Source organism: Staphylococcus sp. FSL K6-0223, from assembly GCF_038008285.1.
The window spans coordinates 1520943-1537372 of record NZ_JBBOYX010000001.1; the positions used below are offsets into that span (position 1 = coordinate 1520943).

Consider the following 16430-nt stretch of genomic DNA (forward strand, 5'->3'; position numbering starts at 1 on the left):
TTAACTTTCCTTTCTTTTTATTTTAGTAATGAAAAAGCCATCTGAATTAAAGTCTTGTGGCAAAATTTGTAGTGTTTTTACTTTTTCACCAGTAACAGGATGCGTCATCAATTCAAATTCAAAATCTTTATTTTCTTTTAAAAATGTATAAATTACATTTTCATTTTCCATTTGTTCAATTGTGCAAGTTGAATAAATAAGTGAACCGCCTGGTTTCAAGTTATGTTTAACATTATCTAATATACTTAATTGAATTTCTACAAGATCATTAATACTATCCTTAGATTGTACATATTTAATTTCAGGCTTATGTCTTAATACACCTAATCCACTACAAGGTGCATCTACTAAAATTTTGTCATATAGTTCTGAATATGGTTGTGTTGCATCATGGTCGAAAGTGGACACATTCTTTAATTTTAACTTTTTGATATTTTCTTTAATTAAACCAATTTTATGCTTATGAATATCTGTAGCATCTACATGGCCTGTGGATGCTAGTAATTCTGCCATATGACAAGCCTTACCGCCAGGAGCACTGCATGCATCTAATATGGTATCGCCTTTTTGAACATCCATTAAATACCCTACTAACATTGAACTTTTATCTTGGATGGAAATAAGTCCATCTTTAAAAGCTCGAGATTCAATCACTGGTTTACCTGTAAGGTGTAAACAATATGGAATGAGTTGATCAATATCCACATGATAACCTTCTTGTAAAAGCTCCTTACTTATTGTTTCAACATCCGTACGACTTGTATTCACTCTTACTGTACTTGCAGATTGTACTAGAAATGATTTTGCAATCTTATGTGTCGTTTCTATTCCGTAATGTGTAATCCAATGCTCAATAATCCATCTTGGTATACTATACTCAATCGTCATACGTTGCTTTTCATTCTTAATTGTTTCCAATGTCGGTAAGTCACTTTTAAATATGTGACGAAGTATAGCATTAACAATGTTCCCATTGTGCTGGCCACCTCGACGTTTAGCAATATTAACTGCTTCATTTATAATTGCGTGATTAGGTATTTTATCTAGGAAGACATATTGATATAAACTCATCCATAATAATTGACGTACCCAACCTTTAATTCTAGTCTTAACAAAGGGTTTTAAATAAAAATCTAAAGTCATTTTACGCTTTATTGTTCCATAAACTAATTCTGTAAACAATGCTTTATCGACAGTTGCAATATTATATTGGTTAATGACTTCGTTAATTTTTAAATTGCTATAAGCATTATCGTTTAAAATATCTTGAATGGTATGAAATGCAAGGTCTCTTACTGATTGTGTCATACTAATTTAGTCCCCACTAATGAATCTTGTACACCGCTTAAATATTGAGCAGCAAGCATTCGTTTTTTCCCAGATAATTGAATATCTGTTAATGCAATAGCATCCAAAGAGCCAGTTCCTACAATAATTGCAGTCTTAGTGATTTCTATAATTTCACCTGGTTCTCCGTTTTTTCCTTTTTCAATATGAGCTTGATATAGTTTTAAATTTTTATCATTCATAGTTGTATAAGCCACTGGCCATGGTGATAATCCGCGAATATGATTGTGTATCTCTTTAGCGCTTTTAGTCCAATCGATACGTTCGTCTTCTCTGCTAATATTAGACGCAAACGTTGCTTTTGAATCATCTTGTGGAATACTTTCATTTGAACCATCTATAATAGAAGGTAATGTTTCTTTTAATAAATCTGCACCTAAAAAGCTTAATTTATCGTGCATTGATCCTACATTATCATCATCTTCAATGTCGATGGCCTTTTGAGAAATAATATTACCTGCATCTAACTTTTTCACCATATACATGATTGTAATACCCGTTTGTGCTTCACCATCTATAATGGCTTGGTGAATAGGTGCTCCACCGCGATATTTTGGCAATAATGAGGCATGTACATTTACAGCACCTAACTTAGGAAGATTTAATAGACTGTCAGGTAATAATTGTCCAAATGCTGCCGTTACAATTAAATCAGGATTTAAATCCATAAGTTCATTTAACTCATTAGAATCTTTTAACTTTTCAGGTTGATATACTGGAATATGGTATGTTTCTGCCACTTTCTTTACAGGAGGAGGGGTTAATACACGCTTACGTCCTACTGGTCTATCTGGCTGAGTAACTACTGCGATGACTTCATGTTCAGCGATTAACATCTCTAGTACTTTTGTTGAAAAATCTGGTGTTCCCATAAAAATTATCTTACTCATTGTCAAAATATGCCTCCACTTCTTTTTCAGTCAATATTTTTGTAGCACGTTCGGTAAATGGAATACCATCTAATTGATCAATGATGTGCAGTATCATTCTAGCCACATCATCATAAGCAGTTAATTCAATCTCGTGACCTTCTAAATCATTTGCTTCTACAGTTATCATTTTACTACGTTCTACCTCCCCAAATACATTAGGAAGATTAACCGAACCTTCTAAATCAATGATTTTCTCATTAGATTCTGTTTTGATTTTAGGATTGATTAATTGCAAGAGTCCTTCCGCTTCCATGTCAATTATAGCAACACGTTGACTTACACCAATTTGTGGCGCTGATAAAGCTGATGCTTCTTCAGAATATAAAGTGTCTTCAATATCTAATAATAAACGTTTTAAATTTTCATCAAAAGTTGTTATCTTTTTTGCTTTTTTAGATAAAACAGGATGAGTCGATGGAACTAATTTCTTTATTGCCACTTAGAACGCCTCCCGAAAAAAATTCATCATATTATTATAACGTAATTCAATTTAAAATGCGACCTTAGTCTTATCTTCACTCTTCTCAGATAACTTTAATTGCTTTTAATTTTTTTCATATCTAAAATAATTATGAAGACAATTAATATATTAAATAGACTAAGGAGGTATAAAGAATGGAAGTCAATAAAGTGATTTACATTATCCTAGCTGTCTTTTTAGGTGGCTTTGGCGTACACAAATTTTATGCTGGTAAAATGATGTCTGGTCTTCTTCATTTATTATTCTGTTGGACAGGAATTCCTCATATTATTGCAATCATCAGTGCGATTCTGACATTACTAAGACCAGCAGATGAAAATGGAAACGTAACAATGTAACATGTAAATACAAAAAGAGTTACACCACGCAGTTAAACGCAAACGGTGCAACTCTTTTTTTACATTAATATTTGAGGATTGATATCAATCCTTAACGATAATTTATCTTTAATATATGCTTCATGATAATAATCATCTAAGTACTGTAATGCATGAATTAATTCTGGCTCACTCTTGTATTTAACCAATATTTGAAAACGATGTTCGTTATTAATTCTAGCAATTGCCGCTGGAGAAGGTCCAAGTACGAGTGCTCTTTCAGAAAGATGTTGCAGTAAAATTTGATGTACATGTTTAGCAGCTTCCATTACTTTTTTCATATTTTTATGCGCAATAGTAAAATTAATTAAATAATAATAAGGTGGATATTTACCTAATTTTCTAAATTGCATTTCTTTATGATAAAACGTTAAATAATCATTTTTTTGAACATCTTCTATTGCATAATGAGTTGGATTATATGTTTGAATAATAACTTTACCAGGTTTTTCATGACGACCAGCACGACCTGAAACTTGTGTAAGTAACTGATACGTTCTTTCACTCGCCCTAAAGTCGGGCAAATTCAACATTGTGTCAGCATTAAGCACACCAACTAATGTTATATTTGGATAATCTAAACCTTTTGCAATCATTTGTGTGCCTAATAAAATATCGCCTTTTCCCTTTTCAAAATCAGTCAATAGCTTTTCATGTGCACCTTTTCTTGACGTCGTATCTACATCCATACGAATAATACGTGCCTCTTCAAATTCTTGTTGTAAAATTTCTTCTACCCTTTGTGTACCTGTACCAACCTGTCTGATATGTGGGCTTTCACAATTAGGACACAAGTTAGGAGGCAAGTCTTGATAGCCGCAATAGTGGCATTTTAGTTGGTCTGTCGTCTTATGATAAGTTAACGAAATATCGCAATGTGGACATTGTGGAACATATCCACAATCTCGACATAACATAAACGAAGCATAACCCCGTCGATTTAAAAATAAAACGATTTGTTCATTTTTATTCAGTCTATCTTGAATCGCTTGTCTTAATTCTTCTGAGAACATGGAACGATTACCTGAACTTAGTTCTGCTCTCATATCAATGATATCTATTGAAGGTAAAGCTTGTTGATTAACTCTTTCAGGTAAAGTAAGTAATTGATATACATTTTTTTCTGCCCGTGCATAAGATTCAAGACTTGGTGTCGCACTTCCTAATACTAATGGACATTGATGAAATTGACTTCTCCATTCTGCTATGTCTCTAGCATGATAACGTGGATAATCTTCTTGCTTATATGTTGATTCATGTTCTTCATCAATAATAATAATGCCTAAGTTTTTAAATGGTGCAAAGATACTTGATCTCGCACCTACGCTTACACGTGCTCTTCCATCTCTAATTTTTTGCCATTCATCATATCGTTCACCATTTGACAAACCTGAATGTAAGACAGCTACATCATCACCAAAACGTCGCTTAAAGCGTAAAACCATTTGTGGTGTCAGCGCAATTTCTGGAACAAGCATCATAGCTTGTTTATCTTTTTTTAATACTTCTTCAATGGCTTGCAAGTAGACTTCAGTTTTACCTGAACCTGTGACGCCGTGTAATAAAAATGTACGTTGTGCGTTGTGATCTATTTTTTCTTTAATTTGTTGAAATGCGTTATTTTGATCAGGGGTTAACATTCGTTTTTCTTCTTTTTCAAAGATACGATTTGCAAAAGGATCTCGTTCAATTTCAGCATCATATTTTTCAAGGAAACCTTTTTTGACGAGACCCTCTATACTTGATTTAGAAAATCCCATTTCTTCAAGTTCTTTTAAAAATACATTTCTATGATGTTCTTCTAAAAGATAAGCATACACATCATATTGTTTTAATTTCTTTTCTAGTAAAGCTAATATATCATCTGGATTGTATCCTTCAACAACTCGTACTGCACGCTGTGTTTTTCTTTTTGTATGTTGAGATAATATGGTTTCTTCTTCTATTAAATGTTGTTCAAGTAAACGATTTAATATATTTAAATGATTATTTTTTTGCGCATCTTTATACTTATAATATCCGTTGTTATCAAAGTATTTTAATATATCTTCTTCAATATCATTGTGACGGACTATTTTAAATACTTTAGTGTATTTTGCTTTAATCGCGCTTGGAAGCATTGCCTCTAACACAGAAATGCGTTTTGAAATATGATAATGACTCAACCATTCACTTAATTGGATAAGTTCAGGTGTTAATTCTGGTCGAATATCTCTAATTTCTTTAATTGGTTTCAATTTATCTATATTGACATCTTCACTTGGTTGTTGTTGTATATCCATAACATATCCTTGAATGGTACGCGGACCAAACGGTACAACAACTCTTACACCCACTTTTATAAAATCTTTTAAATGGTCAGGTACGAGATAATCGAATTTAAAATCAACACTCTTAGAAGGAATATCTACAATGACCTTCGCAATCATTATTGCCACCTAGTTTCCAGTTCATCTAAAATTTGTTGTGCAAGTTGCACTTTCTTTCCTTTTTTTATATTAATACGTTGTCCATCTTTAAAATGCATAGTGAGTTCATTATCATCAGATTGAAATCCAATGGTCTGATCTCCTACATTATTCGAAATAATGACATCCGCATTTTTACGTTTTAATTTATCTTGTGCATAAGCATTAATATTTTGGGTTTCAGCTGCAAATCCGACCAAGTATTGATGTGTTTTATGTTCACCTAAATATTTCAAAATGTCCTTTGTTCGCTTAAAAGTGACAGAAAGATTGCCATCTTGTTTTTTCATTTTATGATTCAATACATCAGCCGGCGTATAATCTGAGACGGCTGCTGCTTTAACAACAATATCTTGTTCTTCATATCGACTTGTAACTGCATTAAACATTTCTTCTGCACTTTCTACATGAATGACTTCTACATTCTCTGGATTATCAAGTTGCGTTGGTCCTGCCACAAGCGTCACCTTTGCACCTCTTTTAGCTAAAGCTTCTGCAATTGCATATCCCATTTTTCCAGAGGAACGATTAGATACAAACCTTACTGGATCAATTACTTCAATTGTAGGACCAGCAGTAACTAAAGCATGTTTCCCTTCAAAAGAAGTATAAGATATGTGTGATAGTTCATTCTTATCTTTAAAATAATCATTTATGATTTTGACAATTTGAAGAGGTTCCTCCATACGTCCCTTTGCAATGTACCCACATGCTAAAAAACCATCTCCAGGTTCAATAAAATGATATTCATCGTCTTTTAATACAGAAATATTATGTTGCGTACGTTTATTTTCATACATATGAACATTCATAGCTGGAGCAATAAATTTAGGGGTTTCTGTAGCAAGTAGCGTTGATGTGACGATATCATCAGCAATACCTACACTTAATTTGGCAATAGTATTAGCAGTAGCAGGTGCAACAACGATACAGTCTGCCCAATCACCTAATGCTATATGTTGAATGTCTTCAGGATTTTCTTCAATAAATGTATTGGTATATACAGGGTTTCTACTAATGGCTTGAAAGGCTAAAGGTGTAACAAATTCTTGTGCATGATCAGTGAGCATTACTCTTACATCATAATTCGCTTGCGTAAGTTTACTAGTTAAATCAATTGCTTTATAAGCAGCAATGCCTCCTGTAACAGCTAATAGAATGTTCTTCATGATTCGACTCCTTTAGTTATATTTATAGTCTTCACTTTTAAATTTATTATACACAACTAAGATGAAAAACTAAAAACACGGGAGTAGAACAGATTTTTAATTCACTGTTCTACTCCCGCAAGATTAACTGATTCTAAAAACGCTTATATAAGTACATTTTCAATTGAATCAGAGATTGCAAAAATGTTTAAAAGTCTGAAATACATGGTAACTTATATTTCAGAACAACAACTTAACTGATAACGAAATAATTTTATTTATGCTTGAAACTCTTCAGGTACAACAGGTGAAATTTTTCCGCTTGCGATCTCTTCTAGTGCTTCACCTACAGGTTTTGCTGAATGATAACCATTTAGTAATGCAGTTTCAGGCTTTTCGTCTAATTCACGTGCACGTTTAGCAGCTGTTGTTGCAATTAAATATTTTGAATTAATTTGTGATTGTAATTGATTTAACGGTGGGTTTAACATTATTTCTTTGCCTCCAATAACATTTTTCTATATATCGCTTCAACGCGTTCTCTTTTTAAGTGCTCGGCTTCTACAATTGATTGAATTCTTTCTTTAGCCAAATGAACTTCATCATTAACAACGACATAATCATAAAGATTCATCATTTCTACTTCTTTACGTGCTTCATTTACCCTACTTTGAATCTTTTCATCTGTTTCTGTACCGCGACCAATAAGACGTTCTTTCAAATGATCTAAGCTTGGCGGTGCAAGAAAGATAAATAATGCGTCAGGAAATTTTTTTCTTACTTGTTTCGCACCTTCAACTTCAATTTCTAAAAACACATCATGACCTTCAGCCATTGTATCTTTAACATATTGTACGGGTGTCCCATAGTAATTTCCTACATATTCGGCATATTCAATAAATTGATCTTCTTGAATTAATGCTTCAAATTCTTCTTTCGTTTTAAAAAAGTAATCTACACCGTTAACTTCTCCTTCTCGCATTTGACGCGTAGTCATCGAGATTGAGTATTTATATGATGTAGTTGGATCGTCAAATATCTCTTTACGAACAGTTCCTTTACCTACTCCTGAAGGACCTGAAAGAACAATTAGTAATCCTTTTTCATTATCCATGCCTTACGACCTCTCTAAGCTATTCTTCTATTATTTAAATATGATATCACATTGTTGTTTACGTTGTATAGAGTGTACTAGGATAAACTTAACTCATGACGCTCTATTGTTACCATGTTACAATATAATGAATGACAAAACTGAAGGTGGAAAAAATTATGGCTTATGATGGCTTATTTACAAAAAAGATAATAGAATCACTACAATTTTTAGTAACAGGTAGAATTCACAAAATTAATCAACCAGAAAATGACACAATCATTATGATTATTCGTCAAAATCGTAAAAACCATCATCTATTGTTATCTATTCATCCCAATTTTTCAAGAATGCATCTCACCAATAAAAAGTACGACAATCCCTTTGACCCACCAATGTTTGCACGTGTCTTTCGTAAGCATTTAGAGGGAGGTATTGTTAAATCAATACGACAAATCGGTAATGATCGTAGAGTAGAAATTGACATTGAAAGTAAAGATGAAATTGGCGATACGATATATCGAACAGTGATATTGGAAATCATGGGTAAACATAGTAATTTAATACTAGTAGATGATCAATATAAAATTATAGAAGGCTTTAAACACTTGACGCCAAATACAAATCAGTATCGTACAGTGATGCCTGGTTTCAAATATGAAGCTCCTCCTACTCAAAACAAACGAAATCCATATGATATTTCAAGTGATGAAGTGCTCAAATTCGTTGACTTTAATGCCGGAAAAATTGCTAAACAATTACTCAATGCGTTTGAAGGCTTTAGTCCTCTAATTACAAATGAAATTACAAATCGTTACCAATTTATGAATCAAGATACTCTACCTCAAGCTTTTGAAGAAGTGATTGACCAAACATTAAAAGTACCCGTACCAGTATTTCATAAAAATCATGAAACAGGTAAAGAAGATTTCTATTTTATGAAATTAAAACAATTCTCGGATGATATTGTTATCTATGATTCATTACATGATTTGTTAGATCGTTATTATGATGCTAGAGGTGAGCGAGAACGTGTAAAACAACGTGCGAATGATCTAGTACGCTTCGTACAACAACAATTACAAAAATATCAACACAAGTTAAGTAAACTTATAGACGAATACGAGAGTGCTAAAGATAAAGACACACAACAATTATACGGTGAACTCATTACTGCTAATATTTATCGTATTCAACAAGGTGACACGTCTATAAACGTTCTAAATTATTATACTAATGAAGAAGTAACGATTCCATTAGACCCTACTAAATCACCATCCGTGAATGCTCAATACTACTATAAGCAATATAATCGAATGAAGACACGAGAAAAAGAACTCAATCTTCAAATTGCTCTTACACGTGAAAATATTGACTATTTTGCCAATATTGAACAGCAATTAGAACATATTACAGTTGATGAAATTGATGACATTCGTGATGAATTGGCAGAACAAGGATTTATGAAACAACGTAAAAATACTAAAAAGAAAAAACAAGATAAAATCCATTTACAAACATATATATCTTCAGATGGAGACACGATTTTAGTAGGTAAAAATAACAAGCAAAATGATTATTTAACAAATCGTAAAGCTCAAAAATCACATATATGGTTCCATACTAAAGATATTCCAGGTTCGCATGTTGTCATTTTAAATGATGCACCGAGTGAGACTACGATAAAAGAGGCAGCAATGCTTGCGGGATATTTCTCTAAAGCTGGAAATTCTGGTCAGATACCGGTAGACTATACAGAAATCAAAAATGTCCATAAACCTTCTGGCGCTAAACCAGGATTTGTCACATATGATAATCAAAAAACGTTATATGCAACACCTGATTATGACCAAATCCAGCGTATGAAGCAGGATAAAAATTAAAAAAATAAAAATCCGTAGATGCTTTTTTTAAGTCATCTACGGATTTTATATATCATAGTGTCTATTTTTCTGGTAATGCAAGTTGGAAACTTACTCCAAATTTATCTTGCACCCATGCAAACTCACGAAATGGTGGCATAGAAGTTTTAGGCATCAGTATAGCACCTTCTTTTTTTAGACCATTAAATAAACGTTCCATTTCCATAGCATCTTCAACAGTGATATATAAAGAGATGGAAGGATTCATTGGTAATTCTTCACCATTATCGGCATCTATCGCCATGAATACTTGACCATTTAATGTGAAAATAGAATGTTGAACTGTCCCAGGTTCTCCAGGACCATCTTCTCCGTATTTTACCATTGTTAAAATCTCACTGTTTTTAAATAAGCTTGTATATAAATTGACTGCTTCTTCAGCTTGATTATTAAACATTAAAAATGGTGTTACTTTAGGTATTTCCATTGTAATCCTCCTATAATTTATAATTAATGTCTATTTTAAACTATTTTTAAAAATAATAAAAAGTTAGCTATTAAGAACTTTGAATTAAAAGTAGCTTTAATTTTGAAAACTTTCCATAAACAGTTAAAATTAAATAAAAGTATAATAGGAGGCATTTAATATGATGCATTATATTCTACCACTATTAGCAATGGTCATCGTTTTATTAATCGGATGGGTGTTAATTAAAATCTTTATACGTTAAGTTAATTATAGATTGATATAAAAAGATACATATAAATATGTTGATTCATATTTATATGTATCTTTCTTTCTATATTTAGATTTTATCTTTTTGACGTAAACGTGCTTTGGCTTTTTTAAAGAAGTCACTTGTATGCTCAAAAGATTCCATTTGTGCGTGATGCATATGTTTAATACTTTCTTTAATAGTTAACACATGTGCTGTTTGTTTAAATTCTTTTTCACTGTATAAAAATTGATTCACATGTTTTAACTGATTATAAAATGCATTATTATCTTTGTCTTTAGACAACTTTATCACCCTTTAAGCGAAACTTAGAGATTATCGCGCCAATCCACTAATGTTTGAATATCATTTTCTGAAATTTTGCCTTCTTCTTTAGCTACTTCAATCAGTTCATTATAATTACTTAGCGTATAGAATGGTAGATTCGCTTGTTTGAACATGTCGTCTGCTTTAGCTAGACCATAAGTAAAGATTGCAACTACACCTACGACTTCAGCCCCTGCTTCTCTTAAAGCTTCCACTGCAGTAATTGACGATCCCCCTGTTGAAATTAAATCTTCCACGACAACGACTTTTTTATTTTTACTTTGTGCGCCTTCAATTTGATTTTGTTTACCATGACTTTTACTTTTAGATCGTACATAGTTCATTGGTAAGTTTAGTTTTTCAGAAATATAAGCAGCATGTGGAATACCAGCAGTTGCTGTTCCTGAAATAACCTCTACATTATCAAAATGTTCTGTAATAAGTTCACTTAATCCATCACGAATGTCTTGACGTACTTTAGGGTAACCTAATGTAATACGATTATCACAATAGATAGGTGATTTTATGCCTGAACTCCATGTGAATAAGTCATTGGGTGATAAACTTACTGCTTCAATATCTAATAATGATTTTGCTATGTGTTTTGACATATTAACTTAACCAACTTTCCTTTATTTTTGTATAACTCTCTTGTGGATGCTCACTTTGAGTTATTGGACGACCCACTACAATGTGAGTTGAACCTAATTGTTTCGCGTCTTCTGGAGTTGTAATACGTTTTTGATCATTCACCGCTGCACCTTTAGGTCTGATACCAGGCGTCACCTTTAAAAAGTCAGAACCTAGAGACTTTGTCAGTAATTTAGCTTCTAATGGTGAACATACTACGCCATCTAATCCTGACTCCTGCGCTAATTTTGCATAATTCAACACTGCTTCTTCAATAGACGTTTGGATATTTTGTTCTTGATGTAGCATTTCTTCAGTCGTTGATGTTAATTGAGTCACTGCTATTATTTTAGTAGTTTCATTATATTTACGTAACCCTTTTACAGCATGTTTCATCATTTCAGTTCCACCAGCAGCATGCACGTTAACTAAATCAACATTTAACTTACCTAAACCCTCCATAGCTTTTTGAACTGTATTAGGAATATCGTGTAACTTAAGGTCTAAAAATATATCATGTCCACGTTCTTTTATTTTCTTAATTAAAGCTGGTCCAGTTTGATAATATAATTCCATTCCTACTTTTACAAAAAGTGGTTCATCAAATTGATCTAAAAAATCAAGAACATGATCCTCAGAATCAAAATCTAAAGCTATAATTGGTAAATCTCTCATTCATTAAACTCCTTTAAATAACTCACTTTTATTTTAAAAAGAAGCGACTTGTGCTTAAACATAAAGCAAGTTAACACATAAGTCGCTTATAATTACGGCATTACATATTTCTCATTGAAAATGTCATACTTTCAATGACATTTGTTAATGCACTTGCAGTATCTAATGAAGTTAAACATGGCACTCCGTTTTCTACAGTAGTACGTCGAATTTGGAAGCCATCTCTTTCAACTTCTTTACCTTTTGTCATTGTGTTAATAACAATTTGTACATCCCCATTTTGGATACGTGTTAATAAATCATCTTCTCCACCGATTTTACCAACAACTTCAACAGGGATATTGTGCGCTTCTAATTTTTGTGCAGTACCTTGTGTAGCTAAGATTTTATAACCTACTTCATTTAAACGGTGCGCAATATCAACGATTTCTTCTTTATCTTTATCACTTACTGTCATTAATACGGTACCATGATCTTTTACTTCTACACCACTACCTGTTAAACCTTTATATAAAGCTTTTTCAAGTGTTAAATCTTTACCCATCACTTCACCGGTAGATTTCATTTCAGGTCCAAGTGTCACGTCAACATTTTTTAATTTATTAAAACTAAATACCGGTGCTTTAACAAACACACCCTCTGAATATGGTTGAATACCTTGTTGATAGCCTAAATCTTTAAGTTTTGTGCCCATTATCGCTTGCATGGCAAGTTGTGCCATTTGAATATCAGTAATTTTACTTAAGAAAGGCACTGTACGACTTGCACGTGGGTTAACTTCTAATACATACACACCATCATGTGCAATAACGAATTGAATATTGATGAGACCCACAATGTTTAATCCTTTAGCTAATTTAATTGTATAATCTTCGAGTGTATTTATTTCTTCATCGCTCAATGTTTGTGGTGGATACACTGCAATTGAATCACCGCTATGAACACCTGCACGTTCAATGTGCTCCATAATACCCGGAATAATAACTGTTTCACCATCAGAAATTGCATCGACTTCTATTTCTTTACCTGTTAAATATCTATCCACTAATACTGGATGTTCTGGACTTGCTTTAACAGCTTGTTCCATATAGTCTTCTAATTCTGCATCACTATTTACAATTTCCATGGCACGGCCACCTAATACATAAGAAGGTCGTACAACTACTGGATAACCAATTTCACGTGCATTTTCTAATGCTTCTTTAGGAGAAGTGGCTGTTTTACCTTTAGGTTGTGGCACATCAATTTTTCTTAAAAGTGCTTCAAATTCTTTTCTATCTTCTGCACGATTTAAATCTTCTAATGATGTTCCTAAGATTTTCACACCATGTTTAGCTAATTTATCAGCTAAATTGATTGCTGTTTGACCACCAAATTGAACTACTACACCTTTAGGTTGCTCTAAATTAATGATATTCATTACATCTTCTTCAGTTAGCGGTTCAAAATATAATTTATCTGAAATTGAAAAGTCTGTTGATACTGTCTCTGGATTATTATTAACAATGATTGCTTCATATCCGGCATTTTGAATTGCCCAAACTGCATGCACTGTCGCATAATCAAACTCTACACCTTGTCCGATACGTATTGGTCCAGAACCTAATACTAAAATTTTCTCTTTATCTGTAACTATAGATTCATTTTCTGTTTCATATGTTCCGTAATAGTATGGTGTAGATGATTCAAATTCTGCTGCACACGTGTCTACCATTTTATACACAGGTTTAATATCATTATCTTGACGTAATTGATATACTTCTTCTTCAGTCATATCAAAGCGATGAGCAATCACTTTATCACTGAAACCATAATCTTTTGCATATTTAAGATATTCTAAGTCTCCTGGATGCGCTTTAAGTTCATGTTCAATATGAATAATATTAAGGAATTTATTTAAGAAGAAATAATCAATTTTAGTCATTTCATGAATTTCTTGTAATGATGTGCCACGTCGAATCGCTTCACCAATAAAGAATAAACGCTCATCATCTTGATGACTAATACGTTCTTTAATGTAGTCTAAGTCATAACTTTCACCGTTTGGTAAACCAAGATGATGGACACCATATTCTAATGAACGAATCGCTTTTAATAATGATTCTTCATATGTACGACCAATAGCCATCACTTCACCAGTAGCCTTCATTTGTGTTCCTAATTCACGTTCACCTTTTTCGAATTTATCAAATGGGAAACGTGGAATTTTTGAAATGACATAATCAAGTGTTGGTTCAAACGCAGCATAAGATGTTCCAGTTATAGGATTTAGCATCTCATCTAATGTTAAACCAACCGCAATTTTAGCCGCTAATTTAGCAATTGGATAGCCTGTTGCTTTTGATGCTAGTGCAGATGAACGAGACACACGTGGATTAACTTCAATAATGTAATAATTTAATGAATATGGATCTAAAGCCAGCTGTACATTACAACCACCTTCAATACCTAAAGCACGAATCACTTTAAGCGATACATCACGTAACATTTGGTATTCAACATCTGATAGTGTCTGACTAGGAGCTACAACAACTGAATCTCCAGTATGGATACCTACTGGGTCAATATTTTCCATATTACATACTACAATGGCATTGTCATTTTTATCACGCATCACTTCATATTCAATTTCTTTATATCCTGCTATTGATTTTTCAATTAAACATTGAGTCGCTGGACTATAATGTAATCCATTACTTACAACTTCTTTTAATTCTTCATCATTATGACAGATACCACCACCAGTACCCCCCATTGTAAAGGCAGGACGTACAATTAATGGATATCCTACTTGTTCTTTGAATGCAAATGCTTGTTCTACAGTATTTACTATATCACTTTCAGGTACCGGAACATCTAATTCATTCATCAATGATCGGAATAATTCTCTATCTTCTGCTTGTTGTATAGATTCTAATTTTGTACCTAATAACTCTACATTATTTGCTTTTAATACACCGCTATCATGTAATTGTATTGCCATATTTAAACCTGTTTGTCCACCTAATGTAGGTAATAATGCATCAGGTTGTTCTTTACGAATGATACGTGCAATAAAGTCATGAGTTAAAGGTTCAATATATACTTTATCTGCAATTTCTTTATCAGTCATAATGGTTGCAGGATTTGAGTTTACTAAAATAACACGGTATCCTTCTTCTTTTAAAGCAAGACACGCTTGTGTTCCAGCATAGTCAAATTCTGCAGCTTGTCCAATAATAATAGGACCTGAACCAATTACTAAAATCGTTTTAATATCGTCACGTTTAGGCATTCGTTTTACTCTCCTTTTTATTATCTTTAAAATCTCTCATCATGTCTAAGAACTCATCAAATAAGTAATTTGAGTCACTTGGGCCTGGTCTTGCCTCTGGATGATATTGCACTGAAAAGGCTGGTAATGTTTTATGTCTTAATCCTTCAACCGTACCATCATTTAAAGCAATATGTGTCACTTCTAAATCTGTATTTTCTAATGAGTCTTTATCAATAGCATAACCGTGATTTTGACTTGTGATATCTACTTTACCTGTGCGTAAATCTTTTACAGGATGATTCGCACCACGATGTCCGAACTTCATCTTAAATGCTTTGGCACCTTGAGATAATGCAAATAACTGATGACCAAGACAAATGCCAAAGAATGGTATATTTCCTAAAACACCTTTAATCATATCTAAGGCAACATTAACTTCTTCTGGATCTCCAGGTCCATTTGAAAGCATGACACCATCTGGTGACATTGCTAATATTTCCTCTGCTGAAGTATCATAAGGTACTACAGTAACATTACATCCTCTTGAATTAAGCTCTCTAACAATATTTTGCTTTTTACCAAAGTCTAATAACACGACGCTTAAATCTGAGCCTGTTGATACATACGGTGTTTTTGTTGACACAGTAGTTACCTCATCACGAGGTAATTCTGCAGTTTTTAAGTTAGCTGCAAGTGATTCAATTTCCTCTTTATTGTCAGTAAATCCTGCTTTTAATACACCATATTTTCTAATTTTTCTAGTAATACTGCGTGTATCTACCCCTGAAATACCAGGAATTTGATATTGAACAAGCACTTCATGTAATGTTTTTTGTTTTCTAAAATTACTTGGATGCGTACTTGCTTCCTTAACCACTACCCCATTTAATGTAGGCGTAAGTGATTCAAAATCGTCTCTATTAATACCATAATTTCCAATTAAAGGATAAGTAAATGTAACAATTTGACCAGTATATGATGGATCAGAAATCGTTTCTTGATATCCAGTCATCGCTGTATTAAATACAATTTCACCGATTGATAATTGATCTGACCCTAATTTATATCCTTCATAATATGAACCATCTTCAAATACGAGATATCTACGTTCAAACATT

General features: G+C 32.8%; 15 protein-coding genes. 2 read left to right on the forward strand and 13 right to left on the reverse strand.

The annotated features are described in order from the left end of the window. From rsmB to MHI13_RS07470, 3 genes are read right to left on the reverse strand one after another with little or no spacing between them, the layout of a single operon-like run. Positions 1-1308, reverse strand: a complete 1308-nt coding sequence (gene rsmB, locus MHI13_RS07460) for a 16S rRNA (cytosine(967)-C(5))-methyltransferase RsmB (RefSeq protein WP_017174570.1) — start codon at positions 1306-1308, stop codon at positions 1-3. Continuing rightward, the gene (gene fmt / locus MHI13_RS07465; RefSeq protein ID WP_025987215.1) at positions 1305-2237 is read right to left on the reverse strand and encodes a methionyl-tRNA formyltransferase; all 933 of its coding nucleotides are present in this window, start codon (positions 2235-2237) and stop codon (positions 1305-1307) included. The genes rsmB and fmt overlap by 4 nt, the downstream gene beginning before the upstream one ends. Next, positions 2230-2718 carry a peptide deformylase gene (locus tag MHI13_RS07470; protein WP_017174568.1) on the reverse strand — a complete coding sequence of 163 codons (489 nt, stop codon included), beginning with the start codon at positions 2716-2718 and terminating at the stop codon, positions 2230-2232. Before MHI13_RS07470 ends, fmt begins: the two co-directional genes overlap by 8 nt. Before the next feature lie 176 nt (positions 2719-2894). On the opposite strand from MHI13_RS07470, the gene MHI13_RS07475 reads away from it, so the two are divergent. Beyond that, on the forward strand, positions 2895-3098 hold the full coding sequence (locus MHI13_RS07475; RefSeq protein WP_002448731.1) for a TM2 domain-containing protein: 204 nt from the start codon (positions 2895-2897) through the stop codon (positions 3096-3098). Positions 3099-3157: 59 nt separating this feature from the next. On the opposite strand, the gene priA is transcribed toward MHI13_RS07475, so the two are convergent. The 4 genes from priA to gmk all read right to left on the reverse strand — a co-directional run bounded on the left by priA (position 3158) and on the right by gmk (position 7867). Further along, complete coding sequence (gene priA / locus MHI13_RS07480; RefSeq protein WP_017174567.1) at positions 3158-5566, reverse strand: primosomal protein N'; 2409 nt, start codon at positions 5564-5566, stop codon at positions 3158-3160. After that, positions 5566-6774, reverse strand: coding sequence for a bifunctional phosphopantothenoylcysteine decarboxylase/phosphopantothenate--cysteine ligase CoaBC (gene coaBC / locus MHI13_RS07485; protein ID WP_017174566.1), 1209 nt, complete (start codon positions 6772-6774; stop codon positions 5566-5568). The genes priA and coaBC overlap by 1 nt, the downstream gene beginning before the upstream one ends. A 257-nt stretch (positions 6775-7031) precedes the next feature. After that, positions 7032-7244: a DNA-directed RNA polymerase subunit omega gene (gene rpoZ, locus MHI13_RS07490; RefSeq protein WP_002448867.1), complete on the reverse strand. Its 213-nt coding sequence runs from the start codon at positions 7242-7244 to the stop codon at positions 7032-7034. After that, on the reverse strand, positions 7244-7867 hold the full coding sequence (gmk, locus tag MHI13_RS07495) for a guanylate kinase (protein WP_002448723.1): 624 nt from the start codon (positions 7865-7867) through the stop codon (positions 7244-7246). The genes rpoZ and gmk overlap by 1 nt, the downstream gene beginning before the upstream one ends. A 158-nt stretch (positions 7868-8025) precedes the next feature. Here gmk and MHI13_RS07500 point away from each other — a divergent pair, with 158 nt between their 5' ends. Continuing rightward, positions 8026-9729: an Rqc2 family fibronectin-binding protein gene (locus MHI13_RS07500; protein ID WP_049420307.1), complete on the forward strand. Its 1704-nt coding sequence runs from the start codon at positions 8026-8028 to the stop codon at positions 9727-9729. Between the two features lie 61 nt (positions 9730-9790). Here the strand turns inward: MHI13_RS07500 and MHI13_RS07505 are convergent, their stop codons facing one another. The 6 genes from MHI13_RS07505 to MHI13_RS07530 all read right to left on the reverse strand — a co-directional run bounded on the left by MHI13_RS07505 (position 9791) and on the right by MHI13_RS07530 (position 16429). Beyond that, a complete protein-coding gene (locus tag MHI13_RS07505; RefSeq protein WP_017174564.1) occupies positions 9791-10195 on the reverse strand; it encodes a VOC family protein in 405 nt (134 codons plus the stop codon). A 319-nt stretch (positions 10196-10514) separates the two neighbouring features. Then, complete coding sequence (locus MHI13_RS07510) at positions 10515-10739, reverse strand: hypothetical protein (RefSeq protein ID WP_231103763.1); 225 nt, start codon at positions 10737-10739, stop codon at positions 10515-10517. Positions 10740-10753: 14 nt separating this feature from the next. Further along, positions 10754-11362: an orotate phosphoribosyltransferase gene (pyrE, locus tag MHI13_RS07515; protein WP_017174562.1), complete on the reverse strand. Its 609-nt coding sequence runs from the start codon at positions 11360-11362 to the stop codon at positions 10754-10756. Position 11363: 1 nt separating this feature from the next. Next, entirely contained in the window at positions 11364-12056 is a 693-nt protein-coding gene (pyrF, locus tag MHI13_RS07520) for an orotidine-5'-phosphate decarboxylase (RefSeq protein WP_017174561.1), read from the reverse strand. Between the two features lie 100 nt (positions 12057-12156). Continuing rightward, positions 12157-15330 carry a carbamoyl-phosphate synthase large subunit gene (gene carB, locus MHI13_RS07525; protein WP_017174560.1) on the reverse strand — a complete coding sequence of 1058 codons (3174 nt, stop codon included), beginning with the start codon at positions 15328-15330 and terminating at the stop codon, positions 12157-12159. Beyond that, on the reverse strand, positions 15323-16429 hold the full coding sequence (locus tag MHI13_RS07530) for a carbamoyl phosphate synthase small subunit (RefSeq protein ID WP_017174559.1): 1107 nt from the start codon (positions 16427-16429) through the stop codon (positions 15323-15325). Before MHI13_RS07530 ends, carB begins: the two co-directional genes overlap by 8 nt. Between the last annotated feature and the right edge of the window lies 1 nt (position 16430).